Genomic DNA, 13,765 nt, shown 5'->3' on the forward strand with positions numbered 1-13,765 from the left:
CCCAGGTTACCTGAAACCAGAATCGAAAAACAAACCCAGAACAAACCCTATCTGTTCCAGTTGTGTTCTGCAACCGTTTAAAGTTTAATGAATTTGTTAAGGCTGCTGAAATTATTTGGCGCTTGCCAGCAGGTCGCGATCAACAGGCGCTAGGCACGGCGATGCGCCTGCTCACATTGAAATTATTATGGTTAATGACCTGTGGCTCATCCTCGACCCAGGCTTGGCATTATCAGTCTATCGACCCCCACAAAGGACGATATCAATCTTCGGGACGTTCGTTTGCCGTGAACGAAACGGAGCCAAAACGCCAACGTCTGTTGGCATTTGTGGCTGGAAATTCAGCCCTCCGTCATCTGCCAGGCAGTGAGGGCGGCGGCGGTGGATCGCGGGGATCGTTGCGTCAGGTAACGGCTTCCTTGACCGCGAAACGGCGGTCCTTCCATGCGCCCGTGCGCAGAATATCCTCCAGCACCTCAACCGCCAGCCACACATCCTTGTAGCCGACATAGAGCGGCGTGAAGCCGAAACGGATGGTCGATGGCGCACGAAAGTCACCGATGACGCCGCGCTCGATCAGCGCCCGCATGATTTGATAGCCGTGATCGTGAAGGAACGACACCTGGCTGCCGCGCCTGGTCGCGTCGCGGGTGGTCTCCAGCGTGAGACCGTAGGCGCCGCACCTGGCTTCGACGAGCTGGATGAACAGTTCTGTCAACGCGACACTCTTCTTTCGCAATGCCGCCATGTCGACGTCATTCCAGATGGCAAGCGCGCCTTTGAGCGCCCCCATCGACAGGATCGGCTGAGTGCCGCACAAAAAGCGGCGGATGCCGGTGCCGGCAACATAACCCCGTTCGAAGGCAAAGGGCCGCGCATGGCCCCACCAGCCGCTGAGCGGCTGGCTGATATCGCCGTGGTGGCGCTGCGCGGCATAGATGAAGGCCGGTGCGCCCGGACCGCCGTTGAGGTACTTGTAGGTGCAGCCGATGGCGAAATCGGCATTTGCGTGATCGAGCTCGACGGGCAGGGCGCCGGCGGTGTGGCAAAGATCCCAGACGATCAGCGCTCCGGCCGCATGAGCTTTGCGCGTCAGCGCCGACATGTCGCGCAGTTCACCCGATTTGTAATTGACGTGGTTGACCAGCACCACCGCCACGTTTTCGTCGATCAGCTCTTCGATGGTCGGCGCGTCGACACCCGCGAGGCGCAGCAGGACGCCGTCCCGGGTCGAGGCCACGCCTTCGGCGATGTACAGGTCGGTGGGGAAACTGTCACCTTCGGCGACAATGACCGACCGGTCTGGCCGCATCTCCAGCGCCGCATGCAGCACCTTGTAGATGTTGGTCGATGTCGTGTCGCAGACAACGGTCTGGCCGACCGCGGCTCCTATCAGGCGTCCGAGCTGGTCGCCGAGTTCGATTGGCATCTCGAACCATCCGGCGGTGTTCCAAGCTCGGATGAGATCCTGGGCCCATTCTTGGGTCGCCGCCTGCTGCAGCTCGCTGAAAACGGCATGAGACGCTGCCCCCAGTGAATTGCCGTCGAGATAGATCATCCCCTCCGGCAGAATGAAACGGTCGCGCATGGCCCGCAGCGGATCCGTGGCATCCATCGCTTCGACTGCGGCGAGATCAGGAATTCCACTCATGGTCGGTCAGTCCCGGTTGTTCGCGAAGGGTTTTCCGCTACAGGCGCGTCCCCTCGGTGTGCCTGTTTCCATTTCGACGTCAGAGCCGGGTGCGGACCGTCCACAGCTCCGGGAACAGCACGACCTCGAGCATTTTCTTCAGATACGAAGCACCCGACGTGCCGCCGGTGCCGCGTTTCAGGCCGATGATGCGCTCCACCGTGGTGACGTGGTTGAAGCGCCAGCGGCGGAAGTAGTCCTCGAAATCGACCAGCTTCTCGGCCAGTTCGTAGAACATCCAGTAGCGCTGCGGATCGCGGTAGATGGTCTGCCAGGCGACCAGCACCTCTTCATTCTCGGTTCGCGTCTCACGCCAGTCCGTGCGCCTGGCATCGGCACCGATGTCGAATCCGTTGCGCGCCAAAAGCAGCAGTGCCTCGTCATAGAGCGACGGCTCGGCCAGGATCGCTTCCAGCTTCCCGCTCAGGTCGGGCCGGTGCTTGTGCGGCCCGAGCATTGCCAGGTTTCGGTTGCCGGCCATGAACTCGATGGCGCGATACTGCCAGGACTGGAAGCCCGAGGACTGGCCGAGCGCGTCGCGGAACTCGGTGTATTCGCTGGGCGTCATCGTCCGCAGCACATCCCAGGCATTGTTCAGCTGCTCGAAGATGCGCGCAACGCGCGACAGCATCTTGAAGCTCGGCTCGAGCCGGTCGGCGCGGATCGAGCGGATCGCGGCGCCGATCTCGTGCAGAGCGAGCTTCATCCAGAGCTCGGAGGTCTGATGCTGGATGATGAACAGCATCTCGTCATGCGCCGATGACAGCGGCGTCTGGGCCTCCAGCACTTTCTCCAGGTGCAGATAGTCGCTGTAGGACATGCGCTCCTTGAACGACATCTGGGCGCCTTCGGACGCCGGATCGTATGGCTCGCTCAATTGATTTTCTCCGTGCGCAGCCGGAAGCGCTGGATCTTGCCGGTCTGGGTCTTGGGCAGAGCGGCGATGAATTTTACCGATCGCGGATATTTATAGGGCGCGATCGTTGCCTTGACATGGTCCTGCAGGCGCTTGGTGGTGAGGGCGTCGGGCGCGACGCCCTGCACCAGCACGACATGCGCCTCGACGATCTGGCCGCGTTCGGCGTCCTCTGCACCGATCACCGCGCATTCGGCGACATCCGGATGCGATAACAGTGCTGCCTCGACCTCGGGTCCGGCGATGTTGTAGCCGGCGCTGACGATCATGTCGTCGGAGCGCGCGGCGAAATGGAAGAAGCCGTCTTCGTCCTGCGTGAAGGTGTCGCCGGTGATGTTCCAGCCGTCGCGCACATATTCCTTCTGCCTGTCATCGGCCAAGTAGCGGCAGCCGGTCGGGCCACGCACCGCCAGCCTGCCGGTCGTGCCGCGCGGCACCTCGCGCATCTCGTCGTCGAGGATGCGCGCCTCGTAGCCGCCCACCGGCTTGCCGGTCGACGCAGGCTTCATGTCGCCAAAACGGTTGGAGATGAATATGTGCAGCATTTCGGTGGCGCCGATGCCGTCGAGGATCGGCTTGCCGGTCTTTTTCGTCCACTCTTCGAAAACCGGAGCGGGCAAGGTTTCGCCGGCCGAAACTGCAACGCGCAGCGACGACAGGTCGGCACCTTCATCCATGGCCTTCAGCATGGCGCGGTAGGCAGTCGGCGCGGTGAAGGAGATCGTCGCTTTGTAGGTCTCGATGATGTGGATCATGTTGGGTGGCGTCGCCTGCTCCAGAAGCGTCGCCGCCGCACCGAAGCGCAGCGGAAAGATAGCGAGCCCGCCAAGGCCGAAGGTGAAGGCCAGCGGCGGCGAGCCGACGAAGATGTCGTCCGGCGTCACCTCCAGGATTTCGCGAGCATAGGCGTCGGCGATGATCAGCAGGTCGCGGTGGAAATGCATCGTCGCCTTCGGAACGCCTGTCGTGCCCGAGGTGAAGCCGAGCAGCGCGACATCGTCGCGGCCGGTGTCAACTGCGGTGAACGTTACCGGCTTGTCGAGAGCGGCACGATCGAGTTCGGCATCATGGTTGGCGGTGCCGTCGAAACCGATGACCTGCTTGAGGAACGCGCTGTCCTTGGCGCAGGCAGTCATCTCGTCCATCAGTCTGGTGTCGCACAGCGCGACGGTAATCTCGGCCTTGTCGACGATCTTGGCGAGTTCGCCGGCGCGCAGCATCGGCATGGTGTTGACGACCACGGCGCCAACCTTGGTGGCGGCCAGCCAGCAGGCGACCATGGCGGGGTTGTTGGCGGAGCGGATCAGCACCCGGTTGCCGGGCTCGACGCCATAATTCTCGACCAGCGCGTGGGCCAGCCTGTTCGTCCAGTCGGACAGTTCCTTGTAGGTGCGGCGGCGGCCATTGCCGATCAGCGCGGTGTGGTCGCCCAGACCTTTCTCGACCAGCTTGTCGGTCAGTTCGACGCCGGCGTTGAGGCGTTCGGGATAGTCAAAGCCATCGAGCAGGATATCGGGCCATTGCTCCGGCGGCGGCAGGTGATCGCGCGTGAACGTGTCGATATGCGCTGAAGGCCCAAGCATGTCGCCGCTCTCCCGTCTGCTGCCTGGCCAGTGCGCGATGCGCCTTGGCCGGATGTAGTGGATCCTAAGGTCCTGCTCTGAGGAAGCTTCGTACTACCCATCGCACCTGCTGAGATGCGCCCAGAAAGGGTGAACATCTGCAGGTTCGGGCAGCACAGCAGACCTCCCATTGTCGGCTGTTCGTTGGGGCAGGATCGCACCAGTCGAAATTTGTTTCAAGCCTAAAATGTTTTTGCTCAGGGCATTGACGCATGGCATGGCGGTGGCCATTGCTAGCAAGTAGCGATGCCGTCTTGGGGAAGGGCGCAGATGTTCGAACGTCACATCGTCGATTGGGATGATGCCTATGCCAACGGCGCCAACATCGCGGGCAGTGATCGCTGGCCGTCTGCATGGGCGGAGCCAGCGCAAGCATTCCGCGATGCGCTGTCGGCGCAGGGCCGGGCGCGGCTCGACATCGCCTATGGCGACGGACCGCGCAATCGGCTCGATCTTTTCCTTCCCAGGGCCGCGCCCAAAGGGCTGGTGGTGATTATCCATGGCGGTTACTGGCTGGAGACCGACAAGAGCTTGTGGTCGCACCTCGCCAATGGCGCGGTCGGCAGTGGCTTCGCCGTGGCGATGCCCTCCTACACGCTGTGCCCGAACATACGCATCGCCGGCATCGTCAGCGAGATTGGGGCGGCAATCGGCGAGGCAGCGGCAATGGTCGACGGACCGCTGATGCTGACCGGACATTCGGCCGGCGGCCATCTCGCCACCCGGATGGTGACGACAAGCACGCCGCTGGCCGCCGATGTGGCGCGGCGCATACGCCATGTCGTCTCGATTTCAGGCTTGCATGACCTGCGTCCGATCATGCGCACCGGGATGAACAAGGAACTGGCAATCGACGAAGAGGAGGCGCTGACTGAAAGCCCGGCGCTGCTGCGGCCGATGGATGGTGCCCGCATCACTTGCTGGGTCGGCGGTGGCGAGCGCGCCGAGTTCCTGCGTCAGAATGCGTTGCTTGCCAACATCTGGACCGGCCTCGGCGCCACCACCAGCGTCGTGGTCGAGCCCGACCGGCATCATTACAGCATTGTCGATGGCCTTGCCGATTCGGCGCATCCGCTGACGCAGAGCCTGATCTCGAACTAGGGCCGGGATCATTTTCTCGTCTGTTATGAATGGCTTGTTCGGGTTCCTCAGCGCAGCATCAAAACGCTGCAAGCCTCGCCCGCGGCTGCTGCAGGGGCAAACGGCGCCCGCACGATCAGCCCGTTGGCGTCGGCCAGCATTCTCAGCATCGAGGAATCCTGGATGCCGAAGGGCGTCGCCACCAGCGCGCCGTCGTCTTCCCTGACCACGGCTCGGACATAGTCCTGGCGCAAATCATTGGCCGGCATTGCGGCGCCCAATCGCGCCGGACGTATATCCTGGCGATAATCGCGGCCGCCGAGCCGCGCCAGCAGCGGCTTCAGGAACAGTTGCGAGCAGACCAGGCTTGCCACCGGATTGCCGGGCAGGCCGATGCACCTGATGTCGCCGAGGCGGCCGAACATCAGGGGCTTGCCCGGGCGCATGGCGATCTTCCAGAAGCCGAGCGTCATGCCTTCGCCGGTCAGCACGTCGTGGATCAGGTCGTGATCGCCGACCGAGGCGCCACCAAGCGTGACGATGACATCCGCACCGGCCGCGACCGCTTGTCTGATCAGCGCAGCGATAGCCTCCTTGCGATCGGCGGCAATGCCGAGATCGAGCGCCCGGGCGCCGACCGAGTGTGCGGTGGCAGCGACGCCATAGGCATTGGACGAGATGATCTGGTCCGGGCCGAGATCACTGCCCGGCGGCAGCAATTCGTCGCCGGTGGCGATGATGGCGACCAGCGGCCGTTTCACCACGCTGACCCGGGGATGGTTGGCCGATGCTGCCAGCGACAGTGCCGCCGGGTTGAGCAAGCGGCCTTTCTCCAGCAGCATGTCGCCTGTTGAAAAATCGAGCCCGATGCGGCGGATATTGCGCCATTGCGCTGTCGGCTCGATCACTTCGATATCGCCGCCGCCGAGGTCGCGGACATTCTCCTGGATGACGATGGTGTCGGCGCCTTCGGGCAGCGGCGCGCCGGTGAAGATGCGCACGGCCTGCGTCTGGCCGACCGTGCCGTCGAAGCCACGTCCAGCCGGCGCTATGCCGATCACCGACAGCCTGGATGGGACCGACGTGACGTCGGCGGCGCGCGCCGCATAGCCGTCCATGGCGGAAGCATTGAAAGGCGGCTGGGTGCGAAGAGCAACGACCGGTTCCGCCAGAACACGATCCACCGCCTCGAACAGAGGAACGCTTTCGCCGGCTAGAGGTGCCGCACCATCGAGCAGGCGTTCAAGCGCCTCCGCGATAGGAACCAGCGCCATCAGGCGCTCGCCTTGTAGTCACCCGACTTGCCACCCGTCTTTTTGACCAGGCGGATGCCGGTGATGACCATGGCGCGGTCGACTGCTTTCGCCATGTCGTAGATGGTCAGGCAGGCTACCGAAGCGGCGGTCAGCGCTTCCATCTCGACACCCGTCTTGCCGGTGACGCGCGCCAGCGCGGTGACCTTCAGGCCCGGCAAAGCATGGTCGGGCTCGATGTCGACGGAAACCTTGGTCAAAAGCAGCGGGTGGCAGAGCGGGATTAGTTCATGCGTCTTCTTCGCCGCCATGATACCGGCGATGCGCGCGGTGCCGAGCACATCGCCCTTCTTGGCGTTGCCGGCGAGGATCATCTTCAGCGTCTCGGGCTGCATCGCGACAAAGCCTTCGGCGATCGCCGTGCGCGTTGTTTCTTCCTTGTCGCCGACATCGACCATGTTGGCCTCGCCCTGCGCGCCGAGATGGGTAAGGCCTGATACCATCGTCAGATAGCCTCGGCCAAAGCCTTGCCTGTCAGAAGCAGGCACGTCGCCGCGGTGACGTCCTGTTGCCGCATCAGGCTCTCGCCGACAAGAAAAGTGCCGATGTCGCTCTTTTGCAGCCTGAGGCAGTCGTCATGCGAGAAAATACCACTCTCGCTGACCAGCAAGCGGTCGGCCGGCACCATTGTCGCCAGCCGCATGGAAGTGTCGAGGCTGGTCTCGAATGTACGCAGATTGCGGTTGTTGATGCCGATCAGTCGCGACGACAATTTTAGCGCGCGCTGCGTCTCGGTCTCGTCATGCACTTCGACCAGTGCATCCATGCCGAGTTCGAACGCCGTCGCCTCGAGTTCGCTCGCCAGGGCGTCGTCGACGCTGGCCATGATGATCAGGATGGCATCCGCGCCCCAGGCGCGGGCTTCGTAGACCTGATACGGATCGAACAGGAAATCCTTGCGCAGCGCCGGCAGCGCGACGGCGGCTCGCGCCCGGGTGAGAAATTCAGGCGCACCTTGGAAGGACGGTGCATCGGTCAGCACCGAAAGACAGGCAGCACCACCCTTGGCATAGGCCTGCGCCAGAGCCGGTGGATCGAAATCGGCACGGATCAGACCCTTGGAGGGGCTCGCTTTCTTGATCTCGGCGATCAGCGCGAAGGCGCCGGATTTGCGCTTCGCTTCCAGTGCGGCAAGAAAACCGCGCGGTGCGTCGGCATCTTTTGCCCGGACCTTGATTTCGGCCAACGGCACGCGTGCCTTTGCCGCCGCGATCTCGTCGCGCTTGTAGGCCTCGATCTTGCGAAGAATGTCAGACACGCTCTATCCGTTATCCGTTCGAAATCTCGACCAGCCTGTCGAGCACTTGCAGGGCACGGCCGCTATCGATGGCTTGCGCCGCCGCCGCGATGCCGTCGCCAAGCGTCGTCGCCTTGCCGGCCACAACCAGTCCGGCACCGGCGTTCATCAGCACGGTGTCGCGATAGGCGCCGGCGCCGCCGCCCAGCATATCGCGCAAGGCCTTGGCGTTGTAGTCCGCATCGCCGCCGCGCAACTCATCCTTGCTATGGCGCGCCAGCCCAACCGCTTCAGGGGTCAGCGTGAAGCTGCGGATTTCGCCGCCGATCAGTTCGGCGACCTGCGTCTCGCCGGTGGTGGTGATCTCGTCATAGCCGTCGCCATGGGCGACCCAGACATGCTCGGCACCCAGCGCCTTCAGTGTCTCGGCAACCGGCAGGATCCATTCCGGCAGGAACACACCGACCAGCTGCCGCTTGACGCCGGCCGGATTGGAGAGCGGCCCGAGCAGGTTGAATATGGTGCGGGTGCCGAGTTCGACGCGGGTCGGGCCGACATGCTTCATCGCAGGATGATGCGCGGGCGCGAACATGAAGCCAACGCCTGCCTCGTGGATGCAGCGGCCGATGAATTCGGGCGAGATGTCGATCTTGACGCCGAGCGCAACCAGCACGTCGGCTGCCCCCGTCAGCGACGACAGGCCGCGATTGCCGTGTTTGGCAACCGGCACGCCGCTGCCGGCAACGACGAAGGCCGATGCCGTCGAAATGTTGACGCTGTGAGAATTGTCGCCGCCGGTGCCGACGATGTCGACGGCATCGGTGGGCGCGTCGACGTGCAGCATCTTGGCCCGCATGGTTGCGACGGCGCCGGAAATCTCGCTCACCGTCTCGCCGCGCACGCGCAGCGCCATCAGGAAACCGCCGATCTGGCCGGGGGTCGCGTCACCCGACATGATGATGTCGAAGGCCTCGCGCGCTTCCTCAAAGGAAAGCGCGCTACCGGTCGCGATCTTGGCGATATGGGTTTTCAGCGCGCTCATCTTGTCGAGGCTTGGGCGACGGCGGCCTGGTCGATGCGAACGTCGTACTGTGTCTGCAACTGTGCCACCAATTGGTCGAGCAGATCATCCGACATGCCGGAGGTGAAGGATTTTTGTGCGTCATCCGGCACCGAGCTGGCATCGGCTCCGGCGGGCTCGAACACTTCGGTGACCTTGTACAGGATCTGCCCGTCGCCGGTCGGCGAGGGGATCAGGCCGGTGCCGCCTTCGCCAACGCCGAACATCGCTGCCGCACCCTCCTTACCGAAGTCGACGTCGTCAGCCTCACGCTTGACACCGCGCTTGGTCTGCTTTTCGAGCTTCAGTTCGCTGGCGATGACATCGAGCGTTGCGCCGGCCTTGAGCCGCTTTTCCAGCTCGTCAGCCTTGGCGGCCAGCCGCTTGCTTATTTCCGCCGCGGTCCAGTCGGTGACGGCTTTCTGACGAACCTCATCCAGCGTGCGGTCGCGAGCCGGCGTGATGGACGCCACCTCATAGAAGACGAAGCCGTTGTCGGCTGTGGTCAAGGCATCGTTTTCCGTGTTGGGTTCGGCGTCGAAGACCGCTTTGATCAGCTCCGGCGATTGCGGCAGGTCCTTGACGATGCTTGCATCTGGCCGCAGCCCACTGCGATCGATGGCGTCGATGGTGACGACCTTCAGCTTCAGCTTGGCCGCGGCCTCTGCCAGCGAACTGCCGGCGGCGCGGGTGTCATCGTAATTGTCGCGCACGTCCAGAAGGATGCGGCTTGCCTCGCCCAGCGCCAGATCCTTGCGGATCTGATCGGACACCTCGGCCAGTGGCTTCACCACCTCGGGCTTGATCTCGGTGACGCGCAGCAGCACCGGACCGAAGGCGCCTTGCACGACCTGGCTGACTTCATTGGCGTTGAGCGAAAAGGCCGCGTCGGCGACCGCCTTGTCGGCGATCTTGTCCTTGGCAAGCGTGCCGAGCAGCGTGTCGGCCGGGGTCTTGCCTTCCGCTGTGACCAGCTTGTCGAAAGTAGCGCCGGCCTTGAGCGAATCGAGTGCGGCCTTGGCCGCATCCGACGTCTTGAATACAAGCTGCTCGACGGTGCGCAGTTCCGGCGTGGTGTAACGCGCCTTGTTCTTGTTGTAGTCGTCGCTGACCTGGCTGTCGGTGACGGCGGTCGTGTCCATGATGTCGACGGGTTCAAGGCGGACATAGGAGAATTTGCGGTATTCGGGTGCCGCATATGTCTTCTTGTTGGCTTCGAAATAGGCCAAGAGCACGCTATCGGACGGTGCCGCGATCGGTTCGACCAGTGCCTTGGGCAGCGTCAAATAGTCGATGGTGCGGTCCTCGCCGCGATAGAGCGCAACCGCCTTGAAGAAAGTGTCCGGAGCCTTGAGGCCATCCGAGACAGCCTCGACGATCTGCTGGCGCACCGCCACCTGGGCACGGTTCTTCAGATAGTCCTCGGGCCGCATGCCAATCTGCTGCAGCATGTATTCGAATGTTCTGCGGTCGAACTGGCCGCCCGGGCCCTTGAATGCCGGGTCTTCGCGCGTCAACTCGGCCAACCGGTCCTTGGAAAGTCCGAGGCCCAGCTTGCGGGCCTGTTCGTCGAGAACGGCGCCCGAGACGAGTTGCGCCAGCACCTGGTTGTCGACACCGAGTGCCTTTGCCTGTTCGTGGCTGAGACGCTGGCCGAACTGCTGCGACATGACAGCGAGTTGGCGATCATAGGCGAGACGGTATTCGTTGATCGACACTTTGGTGCCGCCGGCGGCAATGACCGAATCATGGCCGGCCAAACCGCCCATCAGCCGTCCGGAAACGCCCCAGACCAAAAAGCTGAGCACCAGTAGCACCAACAGCCCTTTCGCGACCCAGGTGCCTGCCGCGCTTCTCAATATACCAAGCATTTTTACTTCCGATTTATGCGCATTTTCGCATGCGCCGAGTCTGAAACAAGCGCAATAGCGCCCTTCCGGCCCACTGTCGATTGCTTTGTGGCCTGATTTTGGTAGTGAGGGCCAGAGCCCCGATATCATCCGGAGAAGCAAACCCATGACGCCAGGAATTCGCCCGCTCGTCGCCGGTAACTGGAAAATGAACGGCACCAGCGCCTCCCTCAACGAGCTCCGGATGATCGGCAACGGTTTCATGAGCGGACTTGACGCGGAGACCGAAGCGCTGGTTTGCGTTCCCGCAACCCTGCTTGCCCACGCTGCGGAGATCCTGTCACGCACGCCGGTGCATGCCGGCGGTGAGGATTGCCATACCAAGGAGAGCGGCGCCTACACCGGCTGCATCTCGGCGGAAATGCTCAGGGATGCCGGTGCGAGCCATGTCATCGTCGGCCATTCCGAATGCCGCGAGCAACGCGGCGAGGATGACGCCACAGTCCAGGCCAAGGCATCCGCCGCATGGCGTGCCGGGCTTGTTGCCATCATTTGCATTGGCGAGACGCAGCGGCAGCGCGAAGCGGGCGCGACGCTGGACGTGCTGTCGCGGCAGGTCGACGGCTCGGTGCCGCCAAGCGCCACACCGTCCAACACCATCATTGCTTATGAGCCGGTATGGGCGATTGGCACCGGCCTGACGCCGACCGCCGCCGATGTGGCCGAAGCACACGCGCATATTCGCGAAAAGCTGTCGGAAAAGCTCGGCGGCTTTGCGGCCAAGGTGCGCATTCTCTATGGCGGCTCGGTCAAGCCTTCCAACGCGGTCGAATTGCTCGGCGTCAGGAATGTCGACGGGGCGCTGGTCGGCGGCGCCAGCCTGAAAGCGGCGGATTTCCTAGCTATTGCCGAGGCCTATCGCAATATTGCTTGAAGACATTCGCCACGCCGGACAGGGCTTCCGGTGCCTGAAATCGTTGCAAAGGACGGGTTGCTTCCCATATTCCGGCCACGGGCTTGGAAATGCCGTCAAAGCATTGTATTGAGCCGCCTCCAATTCACCGGTCGTGTCCGCGGCCGGGCAAGGCCTTGCCAGGATAAACTATGGAAACCGTACTGATCGTCATCCATCTCATGGTTGTGCTCGCCCTTGTCGGCGTGGTGCTGCTGCAGCGCTCCGAAGGCGGCGGCCTCGGCATCGGTGGCGGCTCCGGCTTCATGACCGCGCGTGGCGCTGCCAATGCGCTGACGCGTGCGACGGCGATCCTGGCGGCCGCCTTCTTCGCCACCTCCTTGACCCTGTCGATCGTCGCCCGCTACGGCGAGAAGCCGATCGACATCCTCGACCGCGTGCCGGCGACATCGGACGGTGCAGGCAAAGGCGTGCTCAACCAGTTACCCGGCACGACCACCCCGGCGCCCGCAGGCACCACCACGCCGACGCCGCCGTCAGGCAACGATGCCGCGGCTCCGGCGACCGCGCCGGCCACGGCGCCTGCCGCCGGTTCGACGCCGCCGGCAACCAATGGCGCCGCTCCCGCCGCGCCGGCGGCCCCGCAGGTTCCAAACCAGTAGTCTTCGGCGGCTGAAGCCGCGATCTGTGCTCGTTTGAACACAGTCGCGGCAAATGCAGCGAGATCACAAAGATTCGACTGGGTGAGGTACGACCTCACGCTTGAGGCCCCCGCGCTTATTCGACTATAGATTGCGCGCGGCACTTCCGGCGCCCTTGGGGGGCGCTGGGCGACGCCGTGGGCAACAAGCATAGAACGATCGGATCTTCGCCATGCAGCTTCGCAGCTTCATTTTCCTGGGACTTTGTGCCGCAATCGGCATCAGTTCCCCCGCTTTCGCTGGCGTTCCAGCCAATATGGCCGCACAGCCTTCGGTTGAAACAACCTCCGCCATCAACGTCGCCGTCAAAAGTGACGCGTCGCAATTGAAGCTTCTCAAGAAGAAGAAAAACCCGACGCCCGACGACCTCGCCCAGATCAAGAAGATCGAGGCCAAGATCGTTGCCGACAAGGAGGCCGCCAAAGCCAAGGCGCTCGAAGCCAGGAAACTGGCGATGCGCGAGGCGGCCAAGGCCAAGGCCGACGCTGAACGGCAGGCGTTCCTTGCCAAGAAGGGCAAGAGCGCGCCGGCAACCGAGGTGGCCGATGCCAAGCCGGCCAAGAAGCAGGTTGCCAAGATCATCGAACCGATCGCGCCGATCCAATCGGCAGAGCCGCTTCCGGCAGAGGCGATGAACGTCGCCTTGACCGGCAACAATGGCGAGCTGCGCAGCGAGGTCATCGGCCAGAAGCAGCCGAGCAACGGTGGTCTGTTCGCCGGTCTCTTCGGCGGGACCTCGTCCGGGTCTTCGATAAGCTATCTCCCTGAGACACGGGCTCTCGACCAGGTGCTCGCCAAGAGGGAAGCCAAGAAGCAGTTCAAGGTGAAGCCGGAATTCGTGCCGCAGGACGTGGAATTCAGCGGTTACGATGCGGGAACCATCGTCATCGACACCAGTGCGCGGCGCCTCTACCTCGTCGAATCGTCCTCCACCGCCCGCCGCTACGCCATTGCGGTCGGCCGCGAGGGTCTGCAGTACAAGGGTACGGTTGCGGTCGGCGACAAGCAGGAATGGCCGCGCTGGATCCCGACGCTGGACATGCAGAAGCGTGAGCCGAAGCATTATGGCCAGTACAAGGACGGCATGCCCGGCGGTGGCCAGAACCCGCTCGGCGCCCGCGCCATCTACCTCTATGACGGCAAGAAGGACACGCATCTGCGTATCCACGGCACAATCGCGCCGCAGTCGATCGGAACCAGCGCCTCGAATGGCTGCTTCCGCATGATCAACGAGCACGTCATGGACCTCTACAGCCGCGTCAGGGTTGGCACCAAGGTCGTTATCATCTGACGTTTTCGTCATCCTGCCGAAAGGGCCGGCTCAGCCGGCCCTTTTGTTTTGCCCTGTTCACGATCCGAGCGCCTTCTTGGGAAAAAACCTTC

Annotated in this window: 12 protein-coding genes; 4 read left to right on the plus strand and 8 right to left on the minus strand. The window is 63.2% G+C overall.

Features of this window, described 5'->3' with window-relative positions:
- Window positions 1-403: 403 nt before the first annotated feature.
- From kynU to NKJ37_RS15545, 3 genes are all read right to left on the minus strand, one after another.
- Entirely contained in the window at window positions 404-1,651 is a 1,248-nt protein-coding gene (gene kynU, locus NKJ37_RS15535) for a kynureninase (RefSeq protein ID WP_352774251.1), read from the minus strand.
- Window positions 1,652-1,730: 79 nt separating this feature from the next.
- Complete coding sequence (gene kynA / locus NKJ37_RS15540; RefSeq protein ID WP_027036649.1) at window positions 1,731-2,567, minus strand: tryptophan 2,3-dioxygenase; 837 nt, start codon at window positions 2,565-2,567, stop codon at window positions 1,731-1,733.
- On the minus strand, window positions 2,564-4,189 hold the full coding sequence (locus tag NKJ37_RS15545; protein WP_352774253.1) for an AMP-binding protein: 1,626 nt from the start codon (window positions 4,187-4,189) through the stop codon (window positions 2,564-2,566). The genes kynA and NKJ37_RS15545 overlap by 4 nt, the downstream gene beginning before the upstream one ends.
- A 309-nt stretch (window positions 4,190-4,498) precedes the next feature.
- Here NKJ37_RS15545 and NKJ37_RS15550 point away from each other — a divergent pair, with 309 nt between their 5' ends.
- Window positions 4,499-5,329 carry a hormone-sensitive lipase gene (locus NKJ37_RS15550; protein WP_352774255.1) on the plus strand — a complete coding sequence of 277 codons (831 nt, stop codon included), beginning with the start codon at window positions 4,499-4,501 and terminating at the stop codon, window positions 5,327-5,329.
- A 47-nt stretch (window positions 5,330-5,376) separates the two neighbouring features.
- On the opposite strand, the gene NKJ37_RS15555 is transcribed toward NKJ37_RS15550, so the two are convergent.
- From NKJ37_RS15555 to NKJ37_RS15575, 5 genes are read right to left on the minus strand one after another with little or no spacing between them, the layout of a single operon-like run.
- Window positions 5,377-6,582, minus strand: coding sequence for a molybdopterin molybdotransferase MoeA (locus NKJ37_RS15555; protein WP_352774257.1), 1,206 nt, complete (start codon window positions 6,580-6,582; stop codon window positions 5,377-5,379).
- Window positions 6,582-7,064, minus strand: a complete 483-nt coding sequence (gene moaC / locus NKJ37_RS15560) for a cyclic pyranopterin monophosphate synthase MoaC (RefSeq protein ID WP_352774259.1) — start codon at window positions 7,062-7,064, stop codon at window positions 6,582-6,584. Before moaC ends, NKJ37_RS15555 begins: the two co-directional genes overlap by 1 nt.
- A 2-nt stretch (window positions 7,065-7,066) precedes the next feature.
- On the minus strand, window positions 7,067-7,879 hold the full coding sequence (trpC, locus tag NKJ37_RS15565; RefSeq protein WP_352774261.1) for an indole-3-glycerol phosphate synthase TrpC: 813 nt from the start codon (window positions 7,877-7,879) through the stop codon (window positions 7,067-7,069).
- A 10-nt stretch (window positions 7,880-7,889) separates the two neighbouring features.
- Window positions 7,890-8,900, minus strand: coding sequence for an anthranilate phosphoribosyltransferase (gene trpD, locus NKJ37_RS15570; RefSeq protein WP_352774263.1), 1,011 nt, complete (start codon window positions 8,898-8,900; stop codon window positions 7,890-7,892).
- Window positions 8,897-10,789, minus strand: a complete 1,893-nt coding sequence (locus NKJ37_RS15575; protein WP_352774265.1) for a peptidyl-prolyl cis-trans isomerase — start codon at window positions 10,787-10,789, stop codon at window positions 8,897-8,899. Before NKJ37_RS15575 ends, trpD begins: the two co-directional genes overlap by 4 nt.
- Before the next feature lie 145 nt (window positions 10,790-10,934).
- On the opposite strand from NKJ37_RS15575, the gene tpiA reads away from it, so the two are divergent.
- From tpiA to NKJ37_RS15590, 3 genes are all read left to right on the plus strand, one after another.
- Window positions 10,935-11,702 carry a triose-phosphate isomerase gene (tpiA, locus tag NKJ37_RS15580; protein WP_352774267.1) on the plus strand — a complete coding sequence of 256 codons (768 nt, stop codon included), beginning with the start codon at window positions 10,935-10,937 and terminating at the stop codon, window positions 11,700-11,702.
- Window positions 11,703-11,872: 170 nt separating this feature from the next.
- Window positions 11,873-12,343, plus strand: coding sequence for a preprotein translocase subunit SecG (gene secG, locus NKJ37_RS15585; protein ID WP_128303636.1), 471 nt, complete (start codon window positions 11,873-11,875; stop codon window positions 12,341-12,343).
- 211 nt (window positions 12,344-12,554) lie between these two features.
- A complete protein-coding gene (locus tag NKJ37_RS15590; RefSeq protein WP_352774268.1) occupies window positions 12,555-13,673 on the plus strand; it encodes a L,D-transpeptidase in 1,119 nt (372 codons plus the stop codon).
- Window positions 13,674-13,765 lie beyond the last annotated feature (92 nt).

Source organism: Mesorhizobium sp. M0140 (assembly GCF_040322475.1).
Taxonomy (GTDB): Bacteria; Pseudomonadota; Alphaproteobacteria; order Rhizobiales; family Rhizobiaceae; genus Mesorhizobium.

Excerpts from the sequence above, each read along its gene's own strand:
- kynU (WP_352774251.1), bottom strand. The coding sequence starts at position 1,651 with ATGAGTGGAATTCCTGATCTCGCCGCAGTCGAAGCGATGGATGCCACG.
- NKJ37_RS15545 (WP_352774253.1), bottom strand. The coding sequence starts at position 4,189 with ATGCTTGGGCCTTCAGCGCATATCGACACGTTCACGCGCGATCACCTG.
- NKJ37_RS15550 (WP_352774255.1), top strand. The coding sequence starts at position 4,499 with ATGTTCGAACGTCACATCGTCGATTGGGATGATGCCTATGCCAACGGC.
- NKJ37_RS15555 (WP_352774257.1), bottom strand. The coding sequence starts at position 6,582 with ATGGCGCTGGTTCCTATCGCGGAGGCGCTTGAACGCCTGCTCGATGGT.
- moaC (WP_352774259.1), bottom strand. The coding sequence starts at position 7,064 with ATGGTATCAGGCCTTACCCATCTCGGCGCGCAGGGCGAGGCCAACATG.
- trpD (WP_352774263.1), bottom strand. The coding sequence starts at position 8,900 with ATGAGCGCGCTGAAAACCCATATCGCCAAGATCGCGACCGGTAGCGCG.
- NKJ37_RS15575 (WP_352774265.1), bottom strand. The coding sequence starts at position 10,789 with ATGCTTGGTATATTGAGAAGCGCGGCAGGCACCTGGGTCGCGAAAGGG.
- tpiA (WP_352774267.1), top strand. The coding sequence starts at position 10,935 with ATGACGCCAGGAATTCGCCCGCTCGTCGCCGGTAACTGGAAAATGAAC.
- secG (WP_128303636.1), top strand. The coding sequence starts at position 11,873 with ATGGAAACCGTACTGATCGTCATCCATCTCATGGTTGTGCTCGCCCTT.
- NKJ37_RS15590 (WP_352774268.1), top strand. The coding sequence starts at position 12,555 with ATGCAGCTTCGCAGCTTCATTTTCCTGGGACTTTGTGCCGCAATCGGC.